The sequence below is a fragment of the Pseudomonas sp. GW821-FHT09E12 genome, assembly GCF_059416085.1.
Genome location: NZ_JBWKOM010000001.1, coordinates 220,001 through 245,059 on the forward strand (window position 1 = coordinate 220,001; position 25,059 = coordinate 245,059).

Annotated in this window: 31 protein-coding genes; 17 read left to right on the plus strand and 14 right to left on the minus strand. The window is 63.4% G+C overall.

Annotated elements, in window-relative coordinates; genetic code table 11:
• Window positions 1–129: 129 nt before the first annotated feature.
• The 3 genes from ahpF to AC07PQ_RS00920 form a co-directional block, all read right to left on the minus strand.
• A complete protein-coding gene (gene ahpF / locus AC07PQ_RS00910) occupies window positions 130–1,695 on the minus strand; it encodes an alkyl hydroperoxide reductase subunit F (protein ID WP_007921755.1) in 1,566 nt (521 codons plus the stop codon).
• Between the two features lie 123 nt (window positions 1,696–1,818).
• Entirely contained in the window at window positions 1,819–2,382 is a 564-nt protein-coding gene (gene ahpC, locus AC07PQ_RS00915; protein WP_007921754.1) for an alkyl hydroperoxide reductase subunit C, read from the minus strand.
• Window positions 2,383–2,533: 151 nt separating this feature from the next.
• A complete protein-coding gene (locus AC07PQ_RS00920; RefSeq protein WP_493184749.1) occupies window positions 2,534–3,472 on the minus strand; it encodes a site-specific integrase in 939 nt (312 codons plus the stop codon).
• A gap of 178 nt (window positions 3,473–3,650) precedes the next feature.
• On the opposite strand from AC07PQ_RS00920, the gene AC07PQ_RS00925 reads away from it, so the two are divergent.
• The gene (locus tag AC07PQ_RS00925; protein WP_101338209.1) at window positions 3,651–4,685 is read left to right on the plus strand and encodes a DNA-binding protein; all 1,035 of its coding nucleotides are present in this window, start codon (window positions 3,651–3,653) and stop codon (window positions 4,683–4,685) included.
• On the opposite strand, the gene gorA is transcribed toward AC07PQ_RS00925, so the two are convergent.
• Both gorA and galU read right to left on the minus strand, forming a co-directional pair.
• Complete coding sequence (gene gorA, locus AC07PQ_RS00930) at window positions 4,682–6,040, minus strand: glutathione-disulfide reductase (RefSeq protein ID WP_007921744.1); 1,359 nt, start codon at window positions 6,038–6,040, stop codon at window positions 4,682–4,684. The genes AC07PQ_RS00925 and gorA overlap by 4 nt on opposite strands.
• Before the next feature lie 131 nt (window positions 6,041–6,171).
• Complete coding sequence (gene galU / locus AC07PQ_RS00935) at window positions 6,172–7,011, minus strand: UTP--glucose-1-phosphate uridylyltransferase GalU (protein WP_007921743.1); 840 nt, start codon at window positions 7,009–7,011, stop codon at window positions 6,172–6,174.
• Window positions 7,012–7,359: 348 nt separating this feature from the next.
• On the opposite strand from galU, the gene AC07PQ_RS00940 reads away from it, so the two are divergent.
• Window positions 7,360–7,548, plus strand: a complete 189-nt coding sequence (locus AC07PQ_RS00940; RefSeq protein ID WP_007921742.1) for a hypothetical protein — start codon at window positions 7,360–7,362, stop codon at window positions 7,546–7,548.
• A 155-nt stretch (window positions 7,549–7,703) separates the two neighbouring features.
• Window positions 7,704–7,985: a hypothetical protein gene (locus AC07PQ_RS00945; RefSeq protein WP_007921741.1), complete on the plus strand. Its 282-nt coding sequence runs from the start codon at window positions 7,704–7,706 to the stop codon at window positions 7,983–7,985.
• A 12-nt stretch (window positions 7,986–7,997) separates the two neighbouring features.
• Here AC07PQ_RS00945 and AC07PQ_RS00950 read toward each other — a convergent pair whose 3' ends face one another.
• From AC07PQ_RS00950 to AC07PQ_RS00965, 4 genes are all read right to left on the minus strand, one after another.
• Window positions 7,998–8,228 carry a hypothetical protein gene (locus AC07PQ_RS00950; protein WP_007921740.1) on the minus strand — a complete coding sequence of 77 codons (231 nt, stop codon included), beginning with the start codon at window positions 8,226–8,228 and terminating at the stop codon, window positions 7,998–8,000.
• Between the two features lie 68 nt (window positions 8,229–8,296).
• On the minus strand, window positions 8,297–9,220 hold the full coding sequence (locus AC07PQ_RS00955) for a c-type cytochrome (protein WP_007921738.1): 924 nt from the start codon (window positions 9,218–9,220) through the stop codon (window positions 8,297–8,299).
• Window positions 9,217–9,888, minus strand: coding sequence for a c-type cytochrome (locus AC07PQ_RS00960; protein ID WP_007921737.1), 672 nt, complete (start codon window positions 9,886–9,888; stop codon window positions 9,217–9,219). The genes AC07PQ_RS00955 and AC07PQ_RS00960 overlap by 4 nt, the downstream gene beginning before the upstream one ends.
• Before the next feature lie 184 nt (window positions 9,889–10,072).
• The gene (locus AC07PQ_RS00965; RefSeq protein WP_007921736.1) at window positions 10,073–10,423 is read right to left on the minus strand and encodes a hypothetical protein; all 351 of its coding nucleotides are present in this window, start codon (window positions 10,421–10,423) and stop codon (window positions 10,073–10,075) included.
• A gap of 176 nt (window positions 10,424–10,599) precedes the next feature.
• Between AC07PQ_RS00965 and AC07PQ_RS00970 the strand changes: the two genes are divergently transcribed.
• The 5 genes from AC07PQ_RS00970 (at window position 10,600) to ada (ending at window position 13,753) form a co-directional block, all read left to right on the plus strand.
• The gene (locus AC07PQ_RS00970) at window positions 10,600–10,902 is read left to right on the plus strand and encodes a DUF1883 domain-containing protein (RefSeq protein ID WP_007921735.1); all 303 of its coding nucleotides are present in this window, start codon (window positions 10,600–10,602) and stop codon (window positions 10,900–10,902) included.
• Window positions 10,903–10,936: 34 nt separating this feature from the next.
• Complete coding sequence (locus AC07PQ_RS00975) at window positions 10,937–11,107, plus strand: hypothetical protein (RefSeq protein ID WP_007921734.1); 171 nt, start codon at window positions 10,937–10,939, stop codon at window positions 11,105–11,107.
• Between the two features lie 110 nt (window positions 11,108–11,217).
• Window positions 11,218–11,934, plus strand: coding sequence for a 2OG-Fe(II) oxygenase (locus AC07PQ_RS00980; protein ID WP_493184748.1), 717 nt, complete (start codon window positions 11,218–11,220; stop codon window positions 11,932–11,934).
• Entirely contained in the window at window positions 11,924–12,592 is a 669-nt protein-coding gene (gene alkB, locus AC07PQ_RS00985; RefSeq protein WP_493184747.1) for a DNA oxidative demethylase AlkB, read from the plus strand. The genes AC07PQ_RS00980 and alkB overlap by 11 nt, the downstream gene beginning before the upstream one ends.
• Before the next feature lie 87 nt (window positions 12,593–12,679).
• The gene (ada, locus tag AC07PQ_RS00990; protein ID WP_493184746.1) at window positions 12,680–13,753 is read left to right on the plus strand and encodes a bifunctional DNA-binding transcriptional regulator/O6-methylguanine-DNA methyltransferase Ada; all 1,074 of its coding nucleotides are present in this window, start codon (window positions 12,680–12,682) and stop codon (window positions 13,751–13,753) included.
• Here ada and AC07PQ_RS00995 read toward each other — a convergent pair.
• Window positions 13,717–14,205, minus strand: coding sequence for a GyrI-like domain-containing protein (locus tag AC07PQ_RS00995; protein ID WP_493184745.1), 489 nt, complete (start codon window positions 14,203–14,205; stop codon window positions 13,717–13,719). The genes ada and AC07PQ_RS00995 overlap by 37 nt on opposite strands.
• A 49-nt stretch (window positions 14,206–14,254) precedes the next feature.
• Window positions 14,255–15,226 carry an acrylyl-CoA reductase (NADPH) gene (acuI, locus tag AC07PQ_RS01000; protein ID WP_493184744.1) on the minus strand — a complete coding sequence of 324 codons (972 nt, stop codon included), beginning with the start codon at window positions 15,224–15,226 and terminating at the stop codon, window positions 14,255–14,257.
• 272 nt (window positions 15,227–15,498) lie between these two features.
• Between acuI and AC07PQ_RS01005 the strand changes: the two genes are divergently transcribed.
• From AC07PQ_RS01005 to AC07PQ_RS01035, 7 genes are all read left to right on the plus strand, one after another.
• Window positions 15,499–16,563, plus strand: coding sequence for an NAD(P)H-dependent flavin oxidoreductase (locus AC07PQ_RS01005; RefSeq protein ID WP_493184743.1), 1,065 nt, complete (start codon window positions 15,499–15,501; stop codon window positions 16,561–16,563).
• A 194-nt stretch (window positions 16,564–16,757) separates the two neighbouring features.
• Complete coding sequence (modA, locus tag AC07PQ_RS01010) at window positions 16,758–17,525, plus strand: molybdate ABC transporter substrate-binding protein (protein ID WP_009044231.1); 768 nt, start codon at window positions 16,758–16,760, stop codon at window positions 17,523–17,525.
• Window positions 17,526–18,206 carry a molybdate ABC transporter permease subunit gene (gene modB / locus AC07PQ_RS01015; protein ID WP_493184742.1) on the plus strand — a complete coding sequence of 227 codons (681 nt, stop codon included), beginning with the start codon at window positions 17,526–17,528 and terminating at the stop codon, window positions 18,204–18,206.
• A 3-nt stretch (window positions 18,207–18,209) separates the two neighbouring features.
• Window positions 18,210–19,298 (plus strand): molybdenum ABC transporter ATP-binding protein, encoded by a 1,089-nt coding sequence (modC, locus tag AC07PQ_RS01020; protein ID WP_101338219.1) that lies wholly within the window; start codon window positions 18,210–18,212, stop codon window positions 19,296–19,298.
• An 87-nt stretch (window positions 19,299–19,385) separates the two neighbouring features.
• Window positions 19,386–20,414 carry a DNA topoisomerase IB gene (locus AC07PQ_RS01025; protein WP_101338220.1) on the plus strand — a complete coding sequence of 343 codons (1,029 nt, stop codon included), beginning with the start codon at window positions 19,386–19,388 and terminating at the stop codon, window positions 20,412–20,414.
• Between the two features lie 186 nt (window positions 20,415–20,600).
• A complete protein-coding gene (locus tag AC07PQ_RS01030; RefSeq protein ID WP_493184741.1) occupies window positions 20,601–22,241 on the plus strand; it encodes an ABC-F family ATP-binding cassette domain-containing protein in 1,641 nt (546 codons plus the stop codon).
• 70 nt (window positions 22,242–22,311) lie between these two features.
• Complete coding sequence (locus tag AC07PQ_RS01035) at window positions 22,312–22,521, plus strand: hypothetical protein (protein WP_007921709.1); 210 nt, start codon at window positions 22,312–22,314, stop codon at window positions 22,519–22,521.
• A gap of 242 nt (window positions 22,522–22,763) precedes the next feature.
• On the opposite strand, the gene AC07PQ_RS01040 is transcribed toward AC07PQ_RS01035, so the two are convergent.
• Entirely contained in the window at window positions 22,764–23,084 is a 321-nt protein-coding gene (locus AC07PQ_RS01040) for a YbjQ family protein (protein ID WP_007921708.1), read from the minus strand.
• Between the two features lie 210 nt (window positions 23,085–23,294).
• On the opposite strand from AC07PQ_RS01040, the gene AC07PQ_RS01045 reads away from it, so the two are divergent.
• Window positions 23,295–23,621: an isochorismate lyase gene (locus AC07PQ_RS01045; protein WP_007921706.1), complete on the plus strand. Its 327-nt coding sequence runs from the start codon at window positions 23,295–23,297 to the stop codon at window positions 23,619–23,621.
• Window positions 23,622–23,684: 63 nt separating this feature from the next.
• Here the strand turns inward: AC07PQ_RS01045 and AC07PQ_RS01050 are convergent, their stop codons facing one another.
• Both AC07PQ_RS01050 and AC07PQ_RS01055 read right to left on the minus strand, forming a co-directional pair.
• Window positions 23,685–23,885, minus strand: a complete 201-nt coding sequence (locus AC07PQ_RS01050; protein ID WP_007921704.1) for a hypothetical protein — start codon at window positions 23,883–23,885, stop codon at window positions 23,685–23,687.
• Between the two features lie 114 nt (window positions 23,886–23,999).
• Complete coding sequence (locus AC07PQ_RS01055) at window positions 24,000–24,203, minus strand: DUF6021 family protein (protein WP_007921703.1); 204 nt, start codon at window positions 24,201–24,203, stop codon at window positions 24,000–24,002.
• Window positions 24,204–24,608: 405 nt separating this feature from the next.
• Here AC07PQ_RS01055 and osmE point away from each other — a divergent pair, with 405 nt between their 5' ends.
• Window positions 24,609–24,968 (plus strand): osmotically-inducible lipoprotein OsmE, encoded by a 360-nt coding sequence (osmE, locus tag AC07PQ_RS01060; RefSeq protein WP_493184740.1) that lies wholly within the window; start codon window positions 24,609–24,611, stop codon window positions 24,966–24,968.
• Window positions 24,969–25,059: the final 91 nt, after the last annotated feature.

The following is a 25,059-nucleotide window of genomic DNA, read 5'->3' on the forward strand; positions in this document are numbered from 1 at the left end:
CGGTAGGCAGCGACTTGGCTGATCCAGCGCGTCATCCTTGATCGCGAGCAAGCTTCGCTCCTACAGAAGCCACCAACAAAAAACCCCATGAGCCAAGGCTCATGGGGTTTTGTTTTTTCCGCGGTCGGCTCAGGCCGGCGCGGAGGTGCGGATCAGGTGGTCGAAGGCGCTCAGCGAGGCCTTGGCGCCCTCGCCTACCGCGATCACGATCTGCTTGTACGGCACGGTGGTCACGTCACCGGCGGCAAACACGCCAGGCAGCGAAGTCTCGCCACGGGCATCGACAATGATCTCGCCACGGGGCGACAGCTCGACGGTGCCCTTGAGCCAGTCGGTGTTCGGCAGCAAACCGATCTGCACGAAGATGCCTTCCAGGTCGACGGTGTTGAACTCGCCCGAATCGCGGTCCTTGTACACCAGGCCGGTGACCTTCTGGCCGTCACCCTTGACTTCGCTGGTCAGCGCACTGGTGATCACGTTGACGTTCGCCAGGCTGTACAGCTTGCGTTGCAGCACGGCATCGGCGCGCAACTTGCTGTCGAACTCCAGCAGGGTCACGTGGCTGACGATACCCGCCAGGTCGATGGCCGCTTCGACGCCGGAGTTACCGCCACCGATCACCGCCACGCGCTTGCCCTTGAACAGCGGACCGTCGCAGTGCGGGCAGAAGCACACGCCCTTGGCCTTGTATTCCTGCTCGCCGGGCACACCCATTTCGCGCCAACGGGCACCGGTGGCCAGGATCAGCGACTTGGCCTTGAGGCTCGCGCCGCTTTCGAAACGCACTTCGTGCAGGCCGCCGACTTCCTTGGCCGGCACCAGCGCGCTGGCACGCTGCAGGTTCATGATGTCGACGTCGTACTGGCGAACGTGCTCTTCCAGGGCGCTGGCCAGTTTCGGCCCTTCGGTTTCCTGGACCGAGACGAAGTTCTCGATGGCCATGGTGTCCAACACCTGGCCGCCGAAACGCTCGGCCGCGACACCGGTACGGATGCCTTTGCGGGCCGCGTAGATCGCCGCCGACGCACCGGCCGGGCCACCGCCGACCACCAGGACGTCGAAGGCGTCCTTGGCACTGATTTTTTCCGCCTGTTTCTCGCTGGCCCCGGTGTCGAGCTTGCCGAGGATCTCTTCCAGGCCCATGCGGCCCTGGCCGAAGTTCACGCCATTGAGGTAGACACTGGGGACCGCCATGATCTTGCGATCGTTGACTTCGTCCTGGAACAACGCGCCGTCGATGGCGACGTGACGGATGTTTGGGTTCAGCACCGCCATCAGGTTCAGCGCCTGGACCACGTCCGGGCAGTTCTGGCAGGACAGCGAGAAGTAAGTCTCGAAGTTGAACTCGCCTTTGAGGGCGCGGATCTGTTCGATCACTTCGACACTGGCTTTCGAGGGGTGGCCGCCGACTTGCAGCAAGGCCAGCACCAGAGAAGTGAATTCGTGGCCCATGGGGATGCCGGCGAAACGCAGGCTGATGTCGCTTCCCGGGCGATTGATCGAGAACGATGGTTTACGAACATCGCTACCGTTGTCGAGCAAGGTAATCTGGCTGGAAAGACTGGCAACGTCTTTCAGCAATTCGAGCATTTCCTGGGATTTCGCACCGTCGTCGAGAGAGGCAACGATCTCGATCGGCTGGGTGACCCGTTCCAGGTATGACTTCAACTGGGCTTTAAGATTGGCGTCCAACATACGGGCGATTTCCTTTTATTCAGATCGAAAAAAAACGCCCGAGCGAATCTCGCCCGGGCGTTCTTGAGGGCGGTGCAGCTGACTTAGGTGCGGCGGTCCGCCCTGCTGTAGCGAGTCACAGGCTTAGATCTTGCCGACCAGGTCCAGGGAAGGAGCCAGGGTAGCCTCGCCTTCTTTCCACTTGGCTGGGCAGACTTCGCCTGGGTGGGCAGCGACGTATTGAGCGGCCTTGATCTTGCGCAGCAGCTCGGAAGCGTCACGACCGACACCGCCGTCGTTGATTTCAACGATCTTGATCTGGCCTTCAGGGTTGATCACGAAGGTGCCACGGTCAGCCAGACCGGCTTCTTCGATCAGCACGTCGAAGTTGCGCGAGATGGCCAGGGTCGGGTCGCCGATCATGGTGTAGCGGATCTTGCCGATGGCTGGCGAAGTGTTGTGCCAGGCAGCGTGAGCAAAGTGGGTATCGGTCGAAACGCTGTAGATTTCCACGCCCAGTTTCTGGAATTCGGCGTAGTTGTCTGCCAGGTCTTCCAGCTCGGTTGGGCAAACGAAGGTGAAGTCAGCCGGGTAGAAGAACACGACGGACCATTTGCCTTTCAGGGTGGCGTCCGACACTTCGATGAACTCGCCATTCTTGAAGGCGGTTGCTTTGAACGGTTTGACTTGGCTGTTGATGATAGGCATCGGTGATTCTCCATCAGTGGGTAAAAACTTGGGTTGAAAACTTGATGGGGAGAATCCTAACCAATGCTCCCAGCCAAGGCTCATTGGCAAAGCTGATGCTGCTGATTAGGTTTGGCTATTAGCGCGCAGTATTAATAGAAGAAATGCGTATTTACTCGCCGACCGGCTTTTCCTGGGTCAGGGCCATGCCGAGAAACGGGCTGGCCTCGACGTAACGCATGGCCGACTTGATGTCCTTCCAGCCGACATAGCTCATCAGCGACTTGAGGTCCCAGCCGCTGCGATGGGCCCAGGTGGCAAAACCGCGGCGCAGGGAGTGGCTGGTGTATTGCTCGGCGGCGACCCCGGCGCGCTCCAGCGCCTGGCGCAATAACGGAATCACACTGTTGGCGTGCAGGCCCTCCTCGCTCAGATGGCCCCAGCGGTCGATGCCACGAAACACCGGGCCACGCACCAGGGCGGCGACGCTGATCCACTCGATATAGGCCTGGACCGGGCACAGCCGACGCAACGCCGGGGTGTGCCAGGTCTTGCCGAGGTTGTCACGGTCGCTCTTGCTGCGGGGCAGATACAGGCTGATGCCGGAGCCCGCCACCGCCTGCACATGCTCGATCCGTAGCCGGCACAACTCGTCGCTGCGAAAGCCGCGCCAGAACCCCAGGAGAATCAGCGCGCTGTCACGCCGCGCCCGCAGCAACGCCGGCTGGTTGTCCTCGAGCCGGGCCTGGGTGGCTTCCTGCTCCAGCCAGGCGATTACCTGCTCCAGATGCTGCAACTGCAAAGGCTCGGCCTGTTTCTCCTGCGCCGGGTGCAGCGCACGAATGCCCTTGAACACCTGGCGCACCACCGGGGCCTTGGTCGGGTCGGCGAAACCCTGGCTGTTGTGCCACTGCGCCAAGGCCGAGAGCCGCAACTTCAGGGTGTTGATCGACAGCTCCCCCGCATACGCCGCCAGATAACGCGCCACGCTGTCGCTGGTCGCCGGCAGGAACCCGCCCCAGGTCACCTCGAAATGTTCGATGGCTGCCCGGTAACTGCGTCGGGTGTTGTCGCGGGTCGCGGCGTGCAGATAACGATCCAGATCACTCATGGCTTGCTCGACTCGTCTTGCGTACGGAAATGGCGGGGTGCAACAGGGCGCTCTGGTCATGACACGGGGTAATACCAGTATATCCCATGTCAATAATTCGAATATTTATCTTTGATTTTATTGTAAAATTACACTTTATACATACCACGTAAAAAAGTACGTAATCGTAGGAGATCCCATGGCTCGTGGCGGCGTTAACAAGGCGGTAGTGCAAATCGCCCGTTCGGCAATCCTCGCTCGCGGCGAACACCCCAGCATCGATGCGGTGCGCATCGAAATGGGCAATACCGGCTCGAAAACCACCATTCACCGCTACCTGAAGGAGCTGGAGCAAAGCGAAGCCCGCCGCGCCGCGCCACAGGAAGCCCTGGAAGAAGAACTGACGGAACTGATCCAGCGCATGGCCCAGCGCCTGCGCGAACAGGCTCAGGAGCCCGTGGCGCAGGCCCAGGCGCAAGTGGAGGAAATGAACCAGGAACTGGCGGCGCAGCAGGCCGCGTCCGAGCAGGCACAGGCCCAGTTGCGGCAGCAACTGCAGACCCAGGCTGCAGCCCTGGCCAGCGAAAGCACGCTGCTGCAGGAAACCCGCTCCATCCTGCAGAGCGAACAGACGCGCAATGCCGGACTGAACCAGGCCCTGGCCGACTTCGAATTGCGCCTGAAAGACAAGGATGAGCAGATTCGTTCACTGGAAGAAAAGCACCTGCACGCCCGGGACGCCCTCGAGCATTACCGCAGCGCGGTCAAGGAGCAGCGCGAGCAGGACCAGCGCCGCCATGAAGGCCAGCTGCAGCAAGCGCAACAGGAACTGCGCCAGGCCCAGCAAAGCGCATTGGTGCGCCAGGACGAGATCACCCAACTGCACCGCGACAACGAACGCCTGACCAGCGAGCAACGCGCCACCCAGAAAGAGTTGCGCCAGGCACAGGAGCAGGTACAGAAAACCGACAGCAAGCTTGGCCAGTTGCTGGAGCAATCCACTCGCCTGAACAGCGAACACACCCTCCTCCAGGAACGTCTGCGCGTCGCCTTGCTGGAAAGTCATGAGTTCAAGCAGAACCTGGAGCAGCAGTTGCAGGACAATCGACAACTGGAACTACGCGCCGCCAAGGCCGAGGCCAGCCTGGAGGCTCTGCAACTGGCTGCCGCCGCGAAGACCGAGGCGCAGCCAGAAACAGAAGAGCAGCGGCCGGAGCCGCCAGAGCAAGCTTAACCGGCGACCGGCGTGCGCATGGTGACGAACTCTTCGGCGGCCGTCGGGTGCACCCCGATGGTTTCGTCGAAGTCACGCTTGGTGGCGCCGGCCTTCAAGGCAATCGCCAGGCCCTGGACAATCTCGCCGGCGTCGGGGCCGACCATATGGCAGCCCAGCACCTTGTCGGTCTCGGCATCCACCACCAGCTTCATCAGCGTGCGCTCCTGGCACTCGGTCAGGGTCAGCTTCATCGGCCGGAAGCGGCTTTCGAAGATCTGCACCTTGTGCCCGGCTTCCCGCGCCTGCTCTTCGGTCAGACCAACGGTGCCGATATTCGGCAGGCTGAACACCGCGGTCGGGATCATGTTGTAGTCCACCGGGCGATACTGTTCCGGTTTGAACAAACGCCGCGCCACAGCCATGCCTTCGGCCAGGGCCACCGGCGTCAACTGCACGCGCCCGATCACATCGCCAATCGCCAGGATCGACGGCTCGGCGCTCTGGTACTGCTCATCGACCTCGATGAAGCCACGCTTGTCGAGCTTCACCCCGGTATTTTCCAGCCCCAGGTTGTCGAGCATCGGCCGCCGGCCGGTGGCGTAGAACACGCAATCGGTGGCCAGCTCGCGACCATCCTTGAGCGTGACCTTCAGGCTCCCGTCGGCCTGCTTTTCGATGCGCTCGATATCGGCATTGAACTGCAGGTCGAGCCCACGCTTGGTCAGCTCTTCCTGCAAGTGCTTGCGCACCGCACCATCGAAACCACGCAGGAACAGCTCGCCGCGATACAGCAACTTGGTATCCGCGCCCAGGCCATGGAAGATCCCGGCGAACTCCACCGCGATATAACCGCCGCCCACCACCAGGATGCGCTTGGGCAGTTCCTTGAGGAAAAACGCCTCGTTGGAGCTGATGGCGTGTTCGCGCCCCGGAATGTCCGGGATCTGCGGCCAGCCGCCGGTGGCGATCAGGATGTGCCTGGCTGTGTAGCGCTGGCCATTGACCTCCACCTGATGCGGGTCGATCAGCCTGGCGTGGCCTTCGTGCAGGGTCACGCCACTGTTGAGCAGCAGATTGCGATAGATGCCGTTCAGGCGATTGATCTCGCGATCCTTGTTGGCGATCAGCGTGGCCCAGTCGAAATCGGCCTCGCCCAAGGTCCAGCCGAAGCCTGCGGACTGCTCGAAGTCTTCGGCGAAGTGGGCGCCGTACACCAGCAGTTTTTTCGGCACGCAGCCAACGTTGACACAGGTACCGCCCAGATAGCGGCTTTCGGCGACCGCGACTTTCGCGCCAAAACCCGCGGCGAACCGCGCCGAACGCACACCGCCGGAACCGGCGCCAATTACATAAAGATCAAAATCGTAGGCCATTTCACTCTCCCAGGCAGGCTGACAGCATAACCGCAGATGCGTATCCGGTCAGCGCTAGAGGATTTACATAGGGGCATAAAACGAAAAAGCCACCCGAAGGTGGCTTTTCAGTACAAGGATCAAGCGGGCTATCAGTAAGCCTTGCCAGTCTTGTAGAAGTTCTCGAAGCAGAAGTTGGTCGCGTCGATGTAACCTTCGGCGCCACCGCAGTCGAAACGCTTGCCCTTGAACTTGTAGGCAATCACGCAGCCGTCCTGGGCCTGCTTCATCAGGGCGTCGGTGATCTGGATCTCGCCACCCTTGCCTGGCTCGGTTTCTTCGATCAGCTTGAAGATGTCCGGGGTCATGATGTAGCGACCGATGATCGCCAGGTTCGACGGCGCATCTTCCGGCTTCGGCTTCTCAACCATGTTGCGTACGCGGTACAGGTCATCGCCGATCAGGTCGCCGGCAATCACCCCGTACTTGCTGGTTTCTTGCGGGTCGACTTCCATGATCGCGACGATGGTGCAGCGGTACTGCTTGTACAGCTTGACCATCTGCTTCAGCACGCCGTCACCTTCGAGGTTGACGCACAGGTCGTCCGCCAGCACCACGGCGAACGGCTCGTCACCGATCAGCGGACGGCCGGTCAGGATCGCGTGACCCAGGCCTTTCATTTCGGTCTGGCGGGTGTAGGAGAACGAGCACTCGTCCAGCAGACGGCGGATACCGACCAGGTATTTTTCCTTGTCGGTGCCCTTGATCTGGTTTTCCAGCTCGTAGCTGATGTCGAAGTGGTCTTCCAGGGCGCGTTTGCCGCGACCGGTGACGATGGAGATTTCGTTCAGACCGGCATCCAGTGCTTCTTCAACGCCGTACTGGATCAGTGGCTTGTTCACCACCGGCAGCATTTCTTTAGGCATGGCTTTAGTCGCTGGCAGGAAGCGAGTACCGTAACCGGCTGCTGGGAACAAGCATTTCTTGATCATATGAGTCCTTAAAAGGGCTGTACGTACGAATTTCGGCGCAGTCTAATCAGGCCGCGTGCGCCTTACAATGGGTCGCAGTGGCTAACCGCTGCCATCTAAGAGAAATATTGCCGCGGATAGTTCCCCACATAGCTCCCCACCTTGTTCTGCACATAGCTGCGCGCTCCGCACATAGTTTCGAACAGGCTTGCAAACACGGCCTTGCAGCATCGTACAGATAGCCCGCGCCGTAAACCGCCATCTGGCTGCAAAGCCTGAATTTTCTGCGCCCCGCCCTTGCCCACCCTCTTACAGGAACTCGTTTACCGCTATCATGGCGCCCTTGAATCCCGCCAACGAGGCAGATAGATGTCGGCAACAAAAAGCGTAAACGGTTACCAGATCAAGCAGTTGAAAGACGGCCAGTGGTGGTTGGTCAGCGCCCAGGGCGAGAACGTCGCCGGACCTTTCGCCAGCGAAGCGATGGCGGTCGAAGTGGCATCGGTGTTCGAGGATTCCGCAGGCCATGCGTCGGCACGTCGCAGTCCCAAGTCCTGAGACCGCCTCCGCACTGAAGAGCCCTGCCCCGCGCAGGGCTTTTTCATGCCGATCTATACCGCAGTGGCGGTTCGCTATAGCATCTCGTCCCAGACGCTCGCCAAGGGTGTCCAGCCCTCCCCCGGGGCTCAAACTTCTCGACGACGACCACACCCATGCACAAACTTCTGGCACTGACCGCGGTACTGGCCCTGAGCGGATGCGCCACCGTTTCCGATACCTACCTGGAAAACGGCGAGCAAGGCCTGAGCATCGATTGCTCCGGCGAAGCCAGCTCCTGGGCCAGCTGCTATGAAAAGGCCGACGCCTCCTGTGCCGGGACCGGCTATCGGATCATTGGCACCGACGGCACGCCGTCGCTCAAGGAAAGCGACAAGACCCTGGGGGCGGACGTTGGCAACTACAAAAGCCGCAGCGTGGTGGTGGTCTGCAAATAGCAGGCACACGGCCTACATATGAATCTCGGCAAACTTGATGCCCAGGTTGCGAATGGTTTCGATCAGGTCGTCCAGTCGGTCGAATGACTCGACTTCATCGTTGTCATCCACCAGAAAATAGCTGCGCCCCGCGCTTTTCTTGAAGAATACGATCCATTCCCCGGAATTCGCCGGATTCTGAATCACATGGGTCGCAGAGATATGCCCCTCTGCATGCCTCTCCCGGACTGTTTCGCGCTTCATGCTTTCTCCCAAAAAACGATGCCGCCGAAACCTGGGTTTCGACGGCATCTTTGACAATGGCCGACAGTTTATCGGATGCCCTGGCCAATCAGCACGCCATCTACCGTCTGGCCATACAGATTGACCCCGTCGTTGGCGTGGAACTTGAGCCGGGTCTTCTCGATGGAGCCCTCCACCAGGCGTGGGTCCTGTGGTCGTTCATGGCGGTTGACGAACGCCGCCACGTCCCAGGCCTGCTGGTCGCTCAAGCTGCCGGCCTTGCCCAGGGGCATGTTGTATTTGATAAAGGACGCGGCCGTGTTGATCCGGTGCATGCCCGCGCCCCAGTTATAGGAGTCCTTGCCCCAGAGCGGCGGCATGACATAGTCCGCGCCGACCTTCTGGCCCTGGCCGTTATCGCCATGGCAAACCGCGCATTGCGCCCGGTATACCTGCTCGCCACGGGCCAGGTCGTAGCCCTGGGCCGGCTGCGGCACCTCGGGGTAACCCCGCCCGGGCAACTCGACAGCGATCGGCGCCTTGCTCGCCAGCCAGTAGGAATACACCGACAACGCAGTGATCTCGTAGCTGTCGGCGGCCGGCGGCGTGCCGTTCATGCTGAACTGGAAGCAGCCCTGCAAACGTTCGGCGTAGGTGTTCACCTTGTTGTTCTTCTTGCGGTACGCCGGGTACATCGGATAGGCGCCCCACAGCGGCGCGGAGTTGGCCAGCCGCCCCTGATCCAGGTGGCAGTTGCTGCAATTGAGCCCATTGCCGACGAACTTCGGCGCCAGGCGCTTGGTATCGACGAACAGCGCATAACCGTCGCGGACCATCTTGCCGTAGGCATTGTCCGGTAGCTCGCTCTCCGCCGGTGGCTGGAAATACCCGGGATGGGCAGCGTTCACCGCCGGCTCCCGCAACTGTGATTGGTCCTCCATGGCGACCGCGGCGCCATAAGCCTGGGCCGTCAGCAAGGCGAGGGAAAAGCCCAATAGAAGATCACGCTTCATGGCTTGGACTCCTGGTTATCGGCCTTGGCCAACTGACTGCCGACCTTGGCGAAATAATCGGCCACCGCCGTGATTTCCTCGGGGCTCAGGGCCTTGGCGATGTGTCCCATCAGGTCGTTCGGATCGTTGCGGCGCGTGCCGTCGCGCCAGGCATTCAATTGCCCGGCGAGGTACGCCGCGGGTTGCCCGGCCAACGGCGGAAAGGCGTCTCCCACGCCCACGCCACCCGGCCCATGACAGGTCACGCACTCCGGAACCTGCCGCTCCCAGGCGCCGCGCAAGGCCAGCCTCGCACCCACGCCTTCAGCCAGGGAACTGCGGTTGATCGGCGCTGGCGTCGCAGCCGGCATGGCCGCCAGGGTCTGGCTGACCGCGTCTATCTCGTCATCGCTCAGGGCCTTGGCCAGTGGCTGCATGACCGGGTTGCTGCGCGCACCGCTGCGAAAATCTTCCAGCTGCTTGCGCAGGTAACCCGCCGACAATCCCGCCAGGCGCGGAAACCCGGCGGCCGCCAGGCCCAGGCCATCGCCACCATGACAGGCCAGGCACGCCGTGGCACCGGGCTGCGCTCCACCCTGGGTAAAGACTTTCTGCCCATCCACGGCCTGGGCATTGGCGACAAAAAACAGCATCAGGCTGCTCAGCAGTATTCGATCCACGGGGATCATGGCGAACTCCATTTTTCTAGTTATATTCTTAGGCTTATTTTATATAAGCCTACAAAGAGTAGGCCAATAGACCTTTGGCTACAACGCGAAACCAGCCGGGCCTGCCTTGCCACCGGGCACAAAAAAACCCGCCCTCGCCACGGAAATCCGGGCCAGGGCGGGCTGTTGAAAAATCGCTTGGCTATTAGCCGGAAATGCAGTCCTCCGCCGCCTTGCGGATATCGCCCGGACGCATGGGCACATTGGACATGCTTTCATGCAGCTTGATGCTGCTACCGCCGGAACGCTCCTCGATATCGAATACCGCGCTCGGGCCCGACGAGACTTTCTGCGGAACGATAATGCGCATGCCGTCCTTATGCGGTTCGACCTGCAACTGGCCACGGCTGTCAGCCAGTTTGTCGCTGACGCACTTGGCGTACTCCTGCGGCTTTTTCCCTGAAATCACGTTCAGGGTGGGCAATGTCTGGTTAATATCCGAGACCGTCGCACAGCCACTGATCGCCAAGGCCAGAATCAACACACCCCACTTCATACATTTCCTCCAATAAAGACCGTCCGACCGCAGAAATGGCATTTTTCTCCGGATCAGTCAGATTTATCCTAAATAATCGGCAAATAACTGTTTTAAATTGTCAAAGCCGCCTGCCGCGGCCTGATAAACTGCGCCATCGTTTTGATTTTGTAGCAAAAGCCCTTCTGGAGGCGCCCATGAAATTTATCCACCAGCGCGAGCACCTCAACGAAGACGATATCGTCGTCATCGAATGCTCCCAGGTCTGCAACATCCGCCTGATGAACGACGCCAACTTCCGAAGCTTCAAGAACGGCGGACGTCACACCTATCATGGCGGTGCGTTCGACAAGTTCCCGGCCAAGATCACCGCGCCGAGCACCGGCTTCTGGAATATCACCATCGACACCGTCAACCGCCGGCCCATCAGCGTTACCCGCAAGCCGAACCTGACCCACTCGATCAAGATCATCCGCCGGTCCAGCTCGAAACTGCGCTGAACCCCGCCCCAGCCCGCGACCAACAGGTATCACCGTGGCCCAAACGACCAAGTACGTCATCAAATACAAACTCAACGGCGAGCGCCGTTTCGAGTTCGCCCAGCTGGAAAGCGGCACTCAGGAAGAAGCCAAGGCCGCGCTGGAAGCCCTGCATGGCCAGACCGACGACGTCATCAGCGATGTCAGCGTGAGCAAGGCGCTGTAAGTCCCTGCTCCTAGAACCTGTGACGAATTCGAGCGCAAGCAGCGGAGTGTGAGCGGCCCGCGCACTTCCCAGAATGGCGGGCCTCAGCCTCTACTCCGGGAACCGCCAGCATGTCCGCCCCCTCCCTCGAACAACGTCTCGCCTGCCTGGACTGGGCCTCGATCGAGCAGCAGCTCGACCAGGACGGCAGCGCGGTGATCGGCAACCTGCTCAGCGCCGAGCAATGTCATGAGCTCGGCAGTCTGTATCCCCACAGCGAGTTGTTTCGTTCGCGGGTGGTCATGGCCAGGCACGGTTTCGGCCGCGGCGAATACCAGTATTTCGCCTACCCCTTGCCGCAACGGGTCGCCGAATTGCGCGGCCAGTTCTATCCGCGCCTGGTGCCGCTGGCCAATCGCTGGAACCAGCTGATGAATATCCCCGTGCAATATCCGCCCCGGCATGAAGATTTTCTCCAGCGCTGCCACGCCGCCGGTCAGCAGCGGCCGACGCCCTTGTTGCTGCAATATGGCCCACAGGATTACAACTGCCTGCACCAGGACTTGTATGGCGACAACGTATTCCCCTTGCAGGTCGCGATCCTCCTGTCCCGTCCCGGGATCGATTTCACTGGCGGTGAATTCGTCATCACCGAACAGCGCCCGCGCATGCAGTCACGGCCGCAGGTCATCGGTCTGAAGCAGGGTGATGCGCTGATCTTCGCCGTGCATCATCGTCCGGTAGCCGGCGTGCGCGGCCATTACCGGGTGACGTTGCGCCATGGCGTCAGCCGCCTGCACAGCGGTCGCCGCCATACGCTAGGAGTGATCTTCCACGATGCCCAGTAATTTCACCGGCGAGCTGTTCGGCGAACCCGAGCCGCAACAGGCCCCGCGCACCGAACAGGTCGGCCCGCAGTCCTTTGTGCTTCGCGGCTTCGCCCTGCCCTGGGTCAAGCGCCTGCTGCCGGCCCTGCGCGGCGTGCTGCGCGCCGCGCCGTTCCGGCAGATGGTCACGCCGGGCGGTTTCACCATGTCGGTGGGCCTGAGCAGTTGCGGCCAGCTGGGCTGGACCACTGACCGCAGTGGCTACCGTTACACCGCCATCGATCCGCAGAGCGGCCAGCCCTGGCCGGCGATGCCCGAGGTGTTGCGCGAACTGGCCCGGGCCGCCGCGACCCAGGCCGGTTTTGCCGGGTTCGAACCGGACGCCTGCCTGATCAATCACTATGTGCCCGGCGCCCGCATGTCCCTGCACCAGGACAAGGACGAACGCGATTACGATGCACCGATCGTCTCCGTCTCCCTGGGCTTGCCGGCGGTGTTTCAGCTGGGTGGCGAGCGCCGCAGCGACCGCCCGTTGCGGGTGCCGCTGCTGCATGGCGATGTGGTGGTCTGGGGCGGTGTCGACCGTCTGCGTTATCACGGCGTGCTGCCACTCAAGGAAGGCACGCACCCGCTGCTGGGCCCACGGCGCATCAACCTGACTTTTCGCCGGGCCGGTTGATCCCGCGAGAATTCAAGCGCAAGACTCGGAGTGCCAGGCACCCTGCCCTTGGTTAATCTGAGCGACATCCGCCACCGAGTAGAGCCCATGACCATGGTCCAGCCCAAGCCCACCACCGCCAGCGATCCACGCTGGCTCGCCGTCCTGGCCCGTGATGCGAGCGCCGATGGCCAGTTCGTCTATGGGGTGAAAACCACCGGGGTCTACTGCCGCCCCAGCAGCCTGTCGCGCCTGCCACGGCCGGAGAATGTCGAATTCTTCGACACCGCGGAGCAAGCCGAAGCCGCCGGTTACCGGCCAAGCAAACGCAGCGCCAGCGACCAGACCCAGGTGGCCGCGCACCATGCCAGCCTGGTGGCCGCCGCGTGCCGGCAGATCGAGTCGGCCGAAACGCTGCCCAGCCTGAAACAGCTGGCCGAGCAAGCCGGCATGAGCAGCTTCCACTTTCACCGGGTGTTCAAGGCCGCCACCGGGCTGACCCCGAAAGGCTACGCCAGCGCCCACCGTTCGCGGCGGGTGCGGCGCCAACTGGAGCACGGCCACTCGGTGACCGACGCGCTGTACGACGCCGGCTTCAATTCCAACAGCCGCTTCTACGAAACCGCCGACCAGTTGCTCGGCATGAAACCCAGCGACTACCGCGCCGGCGGCCTGAACGCCGATATCCGCTTCGCCGTCGGCCAGTGCTCCCTGGGGGCGATTCTGGTCGCCCAGAGTAATCGTGGGGTCTGCGCGATCCTGCTGGGCGACGACCCCAATGCCCTGGTGCAGGATCTGCAGGACAAATTTCCACGGGCCAACCTGATCGGCGCCGACCAGGGTTTCGAGCAACTGGTGGCCAAGGTGGTGGGGTTCATCGAAGCACCGGCCATTGGCCTGGACCTGCCGCTGGACCTGCAAGGCACGGCGTTCCAAGAGCGGGTGTGGCTGGCCCTCAAGGAGATTCCGCCGGGCAGCACCGCCAGCTACGCCGAGATCGCCCAGCGTATCGGCGCGCCGAAGTCCTTTCGCGCCGTGGCCCAGGCCTGTGGGGCCAACAGCCTGGCGGTGGCGATCCCTTGCCACCGGGTGGTGCGCAGCGACGGTAACCTGTCCGGCTACCGCTGGGGCGTGGAGCGCAAGCGTCAGTTGCTCGAACGCGAGAACTCGTCCGAGGCCTGAATGCCGATGTACACCGACACCGATTCCGGCCCGGTGTACACCTCGAAGTCCGTGGCGAAGCGCCGGCGGACCTGCGGGTTGTCCTCGAAGTAAGCCCAGACCAGGCCCCAGGTCTGGATCACCACGTCCGGCATCGGCCCCTTGGCGGAGAACGCCAGGTACTCGCCGCCCTGCACCTGCACCAACGGATAACCGGCGTTGCCTTCGCCCACCGCTACGCCGGCGGTGACATCGAAGTGCCCCGAGGCATCGGACTCGTAGTTGGAGTACAGGCCGTAGATGAACGAGTCCGACTGCCGGTGACCGATGCTGTCGAACAAGCCTTCGACAAAAAACCGCTCCCACATCGGCCCGATCCGCGCGCTGTCCGCTTGTTGCTCGTCGGCATTGCAGGTGCGTACCTGCAAGCCCGAGACACAGAACGGCTGAACCTCTCGCAGTTTGACATCCATGCTGGGTACTCCTGTCTGGCGTTTATCTGGGTGATCGGCGCGCACGGTATCAGCGATTCACATCCACCACCACGCGCCCGCGCAGCTCGCCGGCCAACAGGCGCGACGCGGCGGCGATGGCTTCGCTGAGGCCGATCTCATGGCTGATCAACGGCAGCAGGGCCGGGTCCAGATCGCGGGTCAGGCGCTGCCAGGCCTCGATCCGCCGGGCCTTGGGCTGGGTCACGCTGTTGATCCCGGCCAGGGTCACGCCCCGCAGGATGAAGGGCGCCACCGACGCTGGGAAGTCCATGCCCTGGGCCAGCCCGCAGGCGGCCACGGTGCCGCTGGCGCAGGCATTGGCCAGGGTATGGCTGCCCACCGAGTCGATCACCGCCGCCCAACGCTCCTTGGCCAACGGCTTGCCCGGCGCGGACAGGCTGGCGCGGTCGATGACCTCGCTGGCGCCCAGGCGCTTGAGGTAGTCCTGCTCGGCAATGCGCCCGGTGGACGCCACCACCCGATAACCCAGCCGGGCCAACAGGGCTATGGCAAAGCTGCCGACCCCGCCATTGGCCCCGGTGACCAGCACCTCGCCCTGGCCCGGGGTCAGGCCATGGCGCTCCAGCGCCAGGATACTGAGCATCGCCGTGTACCCCGCCGTACCGATAGCCATGGTCTCGGCCGCGCTGAACGCCTGGGGCAAGGGAATCAGCCAGTCGCCGTCCAGCCGCGCCTTCTGCGCCAGGCCGCCCCAATGTCCTTCGCCCACGCCCCAACCGTTGAGCAGCACCGAGTCGCCGGGCTGATAGTCCGGGTGGCTGCTGGACTCGACAATGCCTGCCAGATCGATCCCCGGCACCATGGGAAACTTGCGCACCACCGGGCTGCTGCCGGTGATGGCCAGGCCGTCCTTGAAGTTCAGGGTGCTGTAGGCCACCCGCACCGTCACGTTGCCCTCGGGCAGCTGCTCTTCACCAATATCACGCAGCGCCGCGCGATAACCGGCGTCGTCTTTCTCGATCAAGATACCCTTGAACATCACTGCCTCCCACCAGGCCCATGGCCGGGCCGTGAACTTGAGTTTCAGGCTACAAAGTCGCCACCTTCCCAGCCCGGGCGCAAAAAATCCACGCTCTTTTCGTCGTAGGACACTCGCGCCCTGTCCTGTCTGTAGGAGCGAGGCTTGCCCGCGATAGCGTTATCGCTGGCAACCCGGGTAGCGGCCAAAGTCGACTGGCCTTGATCGCCTGTCACCTGATACAAACCCCGGGTTGCCGTCCTTCTTTTTTTGACGTCGGAGAATCATTCAACATGAGCCAATGGCCTGACACCCGTATTCTCGACCTGCTCGGCATCGAACTGCCGATCATCCAGGCGCCGATGGCCGGCGCGACCACTACCGCCATGGTGATCGCCGCCGCCCAGGCGGGAGGCCTGGGTTCCCTGCCCTGCGCCATGCTGACGGCCGAGCAGATCCGCCTGGATGTCCAGAGCATCCGCCAGGCGACCCGCGCGCCGCTGAACCTGAATTTCTTCTGCCACCAGAACCCGACACCCGACCCGGAACGGGAAACCCGCTGGAAAAATACCCTGGAACCCTACTACCGCGAGCTCGGCGTCGATTTCGATGCGCCGACCCCGGTCAGCAGCCGCGCGCCCTTCGACACCGTCAGTTGCGAACTGGTGGAAGAACTGCGCCCGGAAATCGTCAGCTTCCACTTCGGTCTGCCGGAGCCGGCCCTGCTCGCGCGGGTCAAGGCCACCGGGGCGAAGATCCTGTCGTCGGCCAGCACTGTCGATGAAGCCGTCTGGCTGGAACAGCACGGCTGCGATGCGATCATCGCCATGGGCTACGAGGCCGGCGGCCATCGGGCGATCTTCCTCAGCGAAGACCTCAACAGCCAGGTCGGCACCATGGCCCTGGTGCCGCAGATCGTCGATGCGGTGCGGGTGCCGGTGATCGCCGCCGGCGGGATCGGCGACGCCCGCGGCATAGTCGCGGCCTTTGCCCTCGGTGCCTCGGCGGTGCAACTGGGCACCGCCTACCTGTTCACCCCGGAAGCCAAGGTCAGTGCCGCCCACCACAAGGCCCTGCGTACCGCCAAGGAGAGCGAAACCGCCCTGACCAACCTGTTCACCGGGCGCCCGGCGCGGGGCATTCTCAACCGGGTGATGCGCGACATCGGCCCGATCAGCCCCCTGGCGCCGGCCTTCCCCCTCGCCGGTGGCGCGCTGATGCCGCTGCGCGCCAAGGACGACGCCGACTTCGCCAGCCTCTGGTCCGGCCAGGCATTGCGCCTCGGGGTCGAACTACCGACCGCGGAACTGACCCGCACCCTGGCCGCCCAGGCCCTGGCCAAGCTGACCGGCCGCTAAACCCGGCACGCCGCGACTGCGGTCGCGGCGTTTTGCGCAAAACCTCCATTTGCCCTCAAGGCCGCGCGACCTTTGCAGTTCCGTTCGCTGGCGATTCGCTATATATTTCCGTATACAGCGTTTCACCCACCCCCGGTGCCGTCCATTTCCAATACCGCCAACCGCTCAACGTCCCTTCGCCAATGGAGCTGTTCATGAACCGTCGTCTCTCAGGTTTTGCCCCGACCTGCCTTGCCGCCTTGCTCGCCGCCTGCGCTTTGGGCCCGGCCCAGGCCGCTGAAGTGCAGGTGGCGGTCGCCGCCAACTTCACCGCGCCAATCCAGGCCATCGCCGCCGACTTCGAGAAAGACACCGGGCACAAGCTGGTGGCCGCCTATGGCGCTACCGGGCAGTTCTATACCCAGATCAAGAACGGTGCGCCGTTCGAAGTGTTCCTCGCCGCCGACGACAGCACCCCGGAAAAACTCGACAGCGAAGGCGCCACCGTCAAAGGCTCGCGCTTCACCTACGCCATCGGCACCCTGGCGCTGTGGTCGGCCAAGGCTGGCTACGTCGACAGCCAGGGCCAGGTGCTCAAGGCCAACCAGTACCAGCACCTGTCCATCGCCAACCCGAAAGCCGCGCCTTACGGCCTGGCCGCCACCCAGGTATTGGCCAGGCTGGGCCTGACCGAGCAGGTCAAGGGCAAGCTCGTCGAAGGCCAGAACATCACCCAGGCCTATCAGTTCGTCTCCACCGGCAACGCCGAACTGGGCTTTGTCGCCTTGTCGCAGATCTACAAAGACGGCAAAGTCAGCAGCGGCTCGGCCTGGATAGTCCCGGCCGAGATGCACGACCCGATCAAACAAGACGCGGTGATCCTCGACAAGGGCAAGGACAACCCAGCGGCCAAGGCCCTGGTTGACTACCTCAAGGGACCGAAAGCCGCTGCCATCATCCAGTCCTACGGTTACCAACGCTAAATGCCGCTATCGAGTGCCGACTTTTCCGCCATCTGGCTGACCCTGCAACTGGCGTCGCTGACGACCCTGATCCTGCTGATCGTCGGTACGCCGATTGCGTTATGGCTGTCGCGCACGCGCTCGTGGCTGCGGGGGCCGATCGGCGCCATCGTCGCCCTGCCCCTGGTCCTGCCGCCGACGGTGATCGGCTTTTACCTGCTGCTCGCCCTCGGCCCCAACGGCTCCATCGGCCAGCTCACCCAGGCCCTCGGCCTGGGCACCCTGACCTTCAGTTTCAGCGGCCTGGTGATCGGCTCGGTGATCTATTCCATGCCCTTTGTCGTGCAGCCGCTGCAGAACGCCTTTACCGCGATCGGCAGCCGTCCGCTGGAAGTGGCGGCGACCTTGCGCGCCAATCCCTGGGACACCTTCTTCAGCGTGATCCTGCCGCTGGCCAGGCCCGGCTTCATCACCGCGGCCATTCTCGGGTTCGCCCACACCGTCGGCGAGTTCGGCGTGGTGCTGATGATCGGCGGCAATATTCCCGAGAAGACCCGGGTGGTCTCGGTGCAGATCTACGACCACGTCGAAGCCCTGGAATACGCCCAGGCCCACTGGCTGGCCGGTGCCATGCTGGTGTTCTCGTTCCTGGTGTTGCTGGCGCTGTACGCCAGCCGCAACCCCCGCGCTGGCTGGAGTTGAGTCGTGAGTGCATCGATCCATGTGCGCCTCAAGCGCACCTATAAAGATTTCAGCCTCGACCTCGACCTGCAGCTGCCAGGCCGTGGCGTCACCGCGCTGTACGGGCACTCCGGCTCCGGCAAGACCACCTGCCTGCGTTGCATCGCCGGCCTGGAACAGGCCGAACAGGGCCTGGTGCGGATCAACGACGAAGTCTGGCAGGACAGCCAGCGCCAACTGTTCGTGGCGCCGCACAAACGCTCCCTGGGTTATGTGTTCCAGGAAGCCAGCCTGTTCGCCCACCTGTCGGTGCAGGCCAACCTGGAGTTCGGCCTCAAACGCATCCCACGCGCGCAGCGTCGTGTGGACATGGCCCAGGCCAGCGAGTTGCTGGGCATCGGCCACCTGCTGCGGCGCCACCCGCACAACCTGTCCGGCGGCGAACGCCAGCGTGTCGGCATTGCCCGCGCGCTGCTCACCAGCCCGCGGCTGCTGCTGATGGACGAACCCTTGGCGGCCCTCGACAGCAAACGCAAAGGCGAGATCCTGCCGTACCTCGAACGCCTGCATGACGAGCTGGAAATCCCGGTGCTGTACGTCAGTCACTCGCAGGATGAAGTGGCGCGCCTGGCCGACCATATCGTCCTGCTGGAGAACGGCCGCGCCCTGGCCAGCGGGCCGATCGGCGAAACCCTGGCCCGTCTCGACCTACCCTTGGCCCTGGGCGACGACGCCGGGGTAGTGATCGAAGGCCAGGTCAGCCACTACGACGCCGGTTACCAGTTGCTCGCCCTGCAACTGCCCGGCAGCCAGCTGCGGGTGCGGGTCGCCCATGCGCCGATGGTCATCGGCAAGCACTTGCGCTTCAAGGTCCAGGCGCGGGACGTCAGCCTCAGCCTGCAAGCGGGCGAGCACAGCAGCATCCTCAACCGCCTGCCGGTGACGGTCAGCGGCGAAATCCCCGCCGACAACACCGCGCATGTCCTGGTGCGCCTGGATGTCGCCGGCAACCCGCTGCTGGCACGGATCACCCGCTATTCCCGCGACCAGCTGGAGCTGCACCCGGGCCAGCAACTCTGGGCCCAGATCAAGGCGGTGGCCGTGCTCGCCTGAGTCCCCGGCAAATGGGTTGGCACCCCTGTGCCGCGCCGCGGTCAATCGCCAGACAGGCCTGATCGATTGATTGCCAAGGATTCCGCCATGCCCGACAGCCCACTGCACCAAGACCTGCCAACGGACCTGCATTACGTCGACGACACGCAGCCGGGGATCAGCCGCAAGAAAGTGCGCGGCACGTTCGTCTATTTCGACCCGCAAGGCCAGCGTATCCGGGCGCCCGACGAGATCCAGCGGATCAACGCCCTGGCCGTGCCGCCGGCCTATACCCAGGTGTGGATCTGCGCCGACCCGCGCGGTCACCTGCAAGCCACCGGCCGCGACGCTCGCGGGCGCAAGCAGTACCGTTACCACCCGCGCTGGCGGGAAGTGCGCGACGCCGACAAGTACTCGCGCCTGCTGGAATTCGGCAGCGCCCTGCCGCGCCTGCGCCAGCGACTGGAGGCCCTGCTGGCCACGCCCGGCTTCAGCCGCGACAAGGTCATGGCCACGGTCATCAGCCTGCTCGACGCCACGCTGATTCGTGTCGGCAACAGCCAGTACGCCCGCGACAACCGCTCCTACGGCCTGACCACCCTGCGCAACCGGCACGTGGCAATCAAAGGCAGCTCGATCCTCTTCCAGTTCCGCGGCAAGAGCGGCATCGAACACCAGATCAGCGTCAAGGACCCGCGCCTGGCGCGGATCCTCAAGCGCTGCCTGGAGCTGCCCGGACAGAACCTGTTCCAGTACCTCGACGAGAACGGCGAGCGCCACAGCGTCAGCTCCTCCGACGTCAACGCCTACCTGCAGGAGCTGACCGGTGCCGATTTCACGGCCAAGGACTACCGCACCTGGGCCGGCAGCACCCTGGCCCTGGCGGTGCTGCGCGAGCTGCGCTGGGAACCCGAAGCCGATGCGAAAAAGCACATCGTCGAGATGGTCAAGGACGTCGCCCGGCAACTGGGCAATACCCCCGCCGTGTGCCGCAAGTGCTACATCCATCCAGCGCTGCTCGAGGGCTTCGTGCAGGGGCATCTGGCCGCCCTGCCGAGGCCGCGCAAACGCAAAGGGCTGCGGGCCGAGGAAGTCGGCCTGAGGATGTTTCTCGAGCGCCTGACGCAGCAGGCCTGAGGCTTTTCGCAATAGCCGCCCGGGTACCGCCGGGTTGTCATCCGGGACGCTGGCGCGTTAGGCTAGCCGCCCTTCCCCGTCACCGGACGATTGCCGACGTGAACAACTAAGCCTTCCAGAAATGTATTCGCGACAAGCCGCCTTGCAGCGCTTGTTGGCCTTTTTCGACATTTTCCGGAGGTGCTGATGACTCACGTCACACGGCTGCCTGCGCTGGTTTCCCTGAACCAGCTGACCTTCCAGTTCGCCCATGGCGAAACCCTGTTCGATTCGCTCGACCTGACATTCGATGCCTTGCCCACCGGCATAGTCGGGCGCAATGGCACCGGCAAGAGCGTGCTCGCGCGCCTGATCGCCGGCGAACTTTCACCGTCCTCGGGCAGCGTCACGCGCTTCGCCCGCGTGGCCTATGTGGCCCAGGAGCATCTGGCGCAGGAGGGCCAGAGCGTCGCCCAGGTCGCCGGTATCGCTGAGGCCCTGGCCGCCCTCGGGCGCCTCGCCGCGGGCCAGGCCTCGATGGCCGACCTGGCGCAGGCAGATGAGCGCTGGGACCTTGGCGAACGCCTGCGCCGCCTGCTGGACGAGGCCGGTCTCGGCACGGTGGGCCCCGACGATCCGGCCGCCAGTCTCAGCGGTGGGCAACGCGCGCGTATCGCGGTGATCGGCGCCCTGCTCAGCGATGCCCAACTGCTGATACTCGACGAACCGAGCAACCACCTCGACGAGCCCGGTCGCCAGTGGCTGCTGACGCAGCTTCAACAGTGGCGCGGCGGACTGCTGCTGATCAGCCATGACCGCCAGTTGTTGGCGCAGATGCAGCGCATCGTCGAACTCACGCCCCAGGGCGCGCGAATCTACGGCGGCAACTACGCGGCGTTCCGCGCCCAACGCGAAGCCGAGCACGGCGCAGCGCGGGCTGCCCTGGAACACGCCCGAACCGAACGCAGTCGCGAACAAAAGCGCCTGCAGCGCGAGCACGACACTATCCAGCGCCACGCCGCCGGCGCCCGACGTTATGCCGACACTGCCAACATAGCCAGCTTTGAACGGATGAAGATAAAGGGCGCCGCCCGGGACATCATGGGCCATGTACGCAACCGCCAGCAGGGCCACAAGGACAGTCTCGATCAGCAGGTCCGCGACGCCTACGCGCGGCTGGTACCGCGGACGCCAACCCTGGTGACGCTGCCCGGCACCGCGGTGCCCCAGGGACAACAGGTGTTCTGCCTGACCCAAGCACAACTGCCCTGGCTGCCGCCCGAGGCCGCTGCCAGCTACCTCGACCTGACCGTCACCGGGCCCGTGCGCATCGCAGTCAGCGGGCCCAACGGCTGCGGAAAGTCCACGCTGCTGAAGATGCTCGCCGGCGAGATCCAGCCCTTGAGCGGCCAATGCGAAGTGCGGGTGGCCAGCGCCTGCCTTGACCAGCGCCTGTCGCTGCTCGATCCCGAGCGTTCGATCCTCGACCACCTGGGAGCCCTCGACCGGCCACTGCAGGAAGGCCTGCTGCGCAGCCGCCTGGCCTTGCTGCAACTCGACGCCCAGCGCGTGACCCAGCCCTGTGGCCGGCTCAGCGGCGGCGAACGGCTCAAAGCCGCGCTGGCGATTGCCCTGTGGCGCGACACACCGGCCAAGCTGCTGCTTCTGGACGAGCCGACCAACCACCTGGACCTAGAATCGGTGGAAGCCTTCGAAAGCGCCCTGCGCGATTTCCCCGGCGCGATGCTGGTGGTGTCCCACGACCGCGAGTTCCTCGCCGCCATGGCGCCCAGCCACCGGCTGCAATGGACGCCAGCCGGCTGGAGACTGGACGAGGAAAACCAATGAACAGGCTTTTGCACGAATTTCAAAGTTGCTTCTATAGTTGCTCTGAGCAGCTATCAACCAGGGAAGCGCCATGGAAGACATTTTTGTCGTAAAGCGCTGCAACAAGATCATCATCCAGGGTCGACGCGCCGGGGAAGCCGCCCACGGCGCGCCGATCGCCGCCCACTGGTACCGCATCGCCGACACCCGCACCGATGGTTTCATCGGCGATGGCTACGACCTGCAAGAGGACGCCGTGCGCGAGTGCCGCCGGCTCAATGCCGCCAGCCGCCGCGCCTGAAACCATGGACAACCGGGAGCTGCGGCCACTCGCCAGCAATGATGAAATTTCTTTCACTGTGAACCCGCCAAGGCTTCGCTAAAGTGGCTCACGCTTATTGAAGACTCCCGACTGGCCCACCGCTCCCCGGTGGGTCTTTTTTATGGGCGATCGCCAAGGGCCGGGCAGCGGCCTGGCGGAGCATGCCAGGCATAAAAAAGCCCCGCACACGGGCGGGGCTGCGCGATGCGGGTAGCCGTCGCTTACTTGAGCCTGACAGCGGTGCCGGTGACAAACACCACCACCATGCCGCCACGGCCGCTGGGCATGCTGATCTCGTAGTCCAGGCCGAGCACCGCATCCGCGCGCAGATCGCGGGCGCGCTCCTTGATCTCGTCGGTCGCCTGCACCCGGGCTTCTTTCAGCGCCCGCTCCAGGGTCTGGGAACGCCCACCGAAAAAATCGCGCATCCCGGCGAAGACATCCCGCACGACGTTGATCCCCTGCACGGACTCGGCGCTTACGATATCCAGGTACTCGGCGATCTCTCGCCCCGCGATCGCGTGGGTGGTAGTGATAATCACGGCATTCTCCTTTGACCGGCGCGACCCTGCCCTGAACCCGGGCGGGGTCGCAAAAAAACGCGATGGTAACAGACCCTCCGCGGGTGGCCATGGAGAGCATGCCGGACGCGGTTGCCGCAGCGGCCTGCAAGGCGATGCCAAGGGCGAGCCTGTCCGTGATTAAATCCGCCAGCGGATAACCGCCGATCCTTTCCCACCTGGAGTATTCACATGGATGTCATTCAGTCGCGAGCCCCCGAACAATGCGCAGGCATGGAGGATATCCGCCGCGAGATCGATCGCCTCGACCAGGCTGTCATCAAGCTGCTGGGCGAACGTTTCCGGTACGTCTTGGCCGCGTCGAAATTCAAGACCTCGGAAACTGCCGTACGCGCCCCCGAGCGCTTTCGCGCCATGCTCCTGCAACGCCGGGAATGGGCCCAGGCCGAGGGTCTGAGCGCCGACGCCATCGAAAAGCTCTACAGCGACCTGGTGCAACACTTCATCGCAGAGGAGCTCAAGGGCTGGAAATCCGCCCAGGCCCAGTCGCCGGCCTGAGGGCAAAAGAAAACCCGACAGCCAGGGAACAAGCCAGGCTGCCGGGCAGGGTCGTGGATGGGGTTATCGGGTATTGGCCCCTCGCGCAGCCTTCTTGGCCTTCGCCTTGTAGGCCGGCAAGGCTGCCGCGTAGGCCAGGGCCTCCTCCCGGGTGCCAAAGGAGCCAAGACGGTCGCCCTTGGTGCAGACCCGCCAGGGGCCGCTGTTGACGCTGACCACGTCATAGCCGTTCATGTGCATCTTGTTCAGCATTGGAACGCTCATAATCGCCTCCCTTTCGGTAGAGATCGGCCGAGGTTGTCGCGAACACCTTACACCCGGTCCGCGCGGGTGGGGGTTCCATCCATCGCCACCGGGCGGGAACGCGCTGCCGGTCTTTCACTTGGGCTTCAGGTTTCCCAGAGGGTCATACGCCCGGGACTTGGGTTCTTTCTCCGGCCTGTTGTCCCTGGGCGCTTTCGCCGGACCTATGGGGTCCACCTGCGGATCGGCCAGATCCGGAGAGTCAGGGTCGAAGCCCAGTTCGTCCTTGCCGGAAGCGTGCTCGGATGAACGCGGGCCCGTTGGCCTGTTCGTACTCATGGATACCTCCCGACCACGATGGAATGTCTTTCAATGAGAGGGCCATTCTCATGCAGGGTGCAAAACAGCTGACGAATGGTAATCGATCAAACAGCGTTTTCTGCCGTGCTTATGGCGTTTTGACAGGTCTGCCAGAGCCGAATCATGAACTGCGTTATCAGCCCATACCCAGGCCTGCGTTTCGTCGCCCTGTCGTTGCTAGGGCCATAGCGCAAGCGCACACTGGCTGCAGCTGACGGATCAGCTCCCCCTCTGCAAAAAGCCCGCCCATGCGGGCTTTTTGTCTATCTGCCCTCCCCGCGTCCCGTCTTTCGCGAATACGACCCGCAGCCCTCGTCGCTCGGCTTTACTTCAACTGATGCACCCAGGTGTCTCTTCATGACACCTACCATCGGGAGCCCTGCCATGAACAAAACACTTATCGTCATGACCGCTCTGCTGTCAGCCGTCGCCGGCTGCACCAGCGACGCTCATGTCTACCGCAATCAGCCGCTGGTGGCGAAGGTCGAGACCGGCATGACCCAGGAACAAGTCCGGCAGATCGGCGGCGAACCTGTGTCCGTCACCCCTCGTACCGTGGAACTCGGCACCTGCTTCGACTATGTGTTGACCCAGGCCGGTCATAACCAGCCGTTCAATGTCAGCTTCGACGGCAACGGCAAAGTCGATCACAAAAGCTTCCTCACTTGCGCCGAATGGAGCCACGCCCAGCAGAAAGCCAGGGCTCCAGGCAGCGACACGGGAGACATGGGTGGCGGCTATTAAGCAGCGCTGGCCAGAATTGGCGGCGATTGCGGGTGGGCATGGCCAGATGAAATTTCTTTCACTGTGAGCCGAGCGCCAGGCGGGTAGATTC

What these genes read in the sequence shown, in the direction of transcription:
- AC07PQ_RS00965 (WP_007921736.1), bottom strand. Translation starts at nt 10,423, where the DNA reads ATGAAGTGGGGTGTGTTGATTCTGGCCTTGGCGATCAGTGGCTGTGCG.
- modB (WP_493184742.1), top strand. Translation starts at nt 17,526, where the DNA reads ATGCCGCTATCGAGTGCCGACTTTTCCGCCATCTGGCTGACCCTGCAA.
- ada (WP_493184746.1), top strand. Translation starts at nt 12,680, where the DNA reads ATGACCATGGTCCAGCCCAAGCCCACCACCGCCAGCGATCCACGCTGG.
- AC07PQ_RS00950 (WP_007921740.1), bottom strand. Translation starts at nt 8,228, where the DNA reads ATGAAGCGCGAAACAGTCCGGGAGAGGCATGCAGAGGGGCATATCTCT.
- ahpC (WP_007921754.1), bottom strand. Translation starts at nt 2,382, where the DNA reads ATGCCTATCATCAACAGCCAAGTCAAACCGTTCAAAGCAACCGCCTTC.
- alkB (WP_493184747.1), top strand. Translation starts at nt 11,924, where the DNA reads ATGCCCAGTAATTTCACCGGCGAGCTGTTCGGCGAACCCGAGCCGCAA.
- acuI (WP_493184744.1), bottom strand. Translation starts at nt 15,226, where the DNA reads ATGTTCAAGGGTATCTTGATCGAGAAAGACGACGCCGGTTATCGCGCG.
- AC07PQ_RS00960 (WP_007921737.1), bottom strand. Translation starts at nt 9,888, where the DNA reads ATGATCCCCGTGGATCGAATACTGCTGAGCAGCCTGATGCTGTTTTTT.
- AC07PQ_RS00955 (WP_007921738.1), bottom strand. Translation starts at nt 9,220, where the DNA reads ATGAAGCGTGATCTTCTATTGGGCTTTTCCCTCGCCTTGCTGACGGCC.
- AC07PQ_RS00945 (WP_007921741.1), top strand. Translation starts at nt 7,704, where the DNA reads ATGCACAAACTTCTGGCACTGACCGCGGTACTGGCCCTGAGCGGATGC.
- AC07PQ_RS00970 (WP_007921735.1), top strand. Translation starts at nt 10,600, where the DNA reads ATGAAATTTATCCACCAGCGCGAGCACCTCAACGAAGACGATATCGTC.
- gorA (WP_007921744.1), bottom strand. Translation starts at nt 6,040, where the DNA reads ATGGCCTACGATTTTGATCTTTATGTAATTGGCGCCGGTTCCGGCGGT.
- AC07PQ_RS01025 (WP_101338220.1), top strand. Translation starts at nt 19,386, where the DNA reads ATGCCCGACAGCCCACTGCACCAAGACCTGCCAACGGACCTGCATTAC.
- modA (WP_009044231.1), top strand. Translation starts at nt 16,758, where the DNA reads ATGAACCGTCGTCTCTCAGGTTTTGCCCCGACCTGCCTTGCCGCCTTG.
- AC07PQ_RS01050 (WP_007921704.1), bottom strand. Translation starts at nt 23,885, where the DNA reads ATGAGCGTTCCAATGCTGAACAAGATGCACATGAACGGCTATGACGTG.
- osmE (WP_493184740.1), top strand. Translation starts at nt 24,609, where the DNA reads ATGAACAAAACACTTATCGTCATGACCGCTCTGCTGTCAGCCGTCGCC.
- AC07PQ_RS01045 (WP_007921706.1), top strand. Translation starts at nt 23,295, where the DNA reads ATGGATGTCATTCAGTCGCGAGCCCCCGAACAATGCGCAGGCATGGAG.
- AC07PQ_RS00920 (WP_493184749.1), bottom strand. Translation starts at nt 3,472, where the DNA reads ATGAGTGATCTGGATCGTTATCTGCACGCCGCGACCCGCGACAACACC.
- galU (WP_007921743.1), bottom strand. Translation starts at nt 7,011, where the DNA reads ATGATCAAGAAATGCTTGTTCCCAGCAGCCGGTTACGGTACTCGCTTC.
- AC07PQ_RS01055 (WP_007921703.1), bottom strand. Translation starts at nt 24,203, where the DNA reads ATGAGTACGAACAGGCCAACGGGCCCGCGTTCATCCGAGCACGCTTCC.
- AC07PQ_RS00940 (WP_007921742.1), top strand. Translation starts at nt 7,360, where the DNA reads ATGTCGGCAACAAAAAGCGTAAACGGTTACCAGATCAAGCAGTTGAAA.
- AC07PQ_RS01035 (WP_007921709.1), top strand. Translation starts at nt 22,312, where the DNA reads ATGGAAGACATTTTTGTCGTAAAGCGCTGCAACAAGATCATCATCCAG.
- AC07PQ_RS00980 (WP_493184748.1), top strand. Translation starts at nt 11,218, where the DNA reads ATGTCCGCCCCCTCCCTCGAACAACGTCTCGCCTGCCTGGACTGGGCC.
- AC07PQ_RS00995 (WP_493184745.1), bottom strand. Translation starts at nt 14,205, where the DNA reads ATGGATGTCAAACTGCGAGAGGTTCAGCCGTTCTGTGTCTCGGGCTTG.
- ahpF (WP_007921755.1), bottom strand. Translation starts at nt 1,695, where the DNA reads ATGTTGGACGCCAATCTTAAAGCCCAGTTGAAGTCATACCTGGAACGG.
- AC07PQ_RS01005 (WP_493184743.1), top strand. Translation starts at nt 15,499, where the DNA reads ATGAGCCAATGGCCTGACACCCGTATTCTCGACCTGCTCGGCATCGAA.
- AC07PQ_RS01030 (WP_493184741.1), top strand. Translation starts at nt 20,601, where the DNA reads ATGACTCACGTCACACGGCTGCCTGCGCTGGTTTCCCTGAACCAGCTG.
- AC07PQ_RS00925 (WP_101338209.1), top strand. Translation starts at nt 3,651, where the DNA reads ATGGCTCGTGGCGGCGTTAACAAGGCGGTAGTGCAAATCGCCCGTTCG.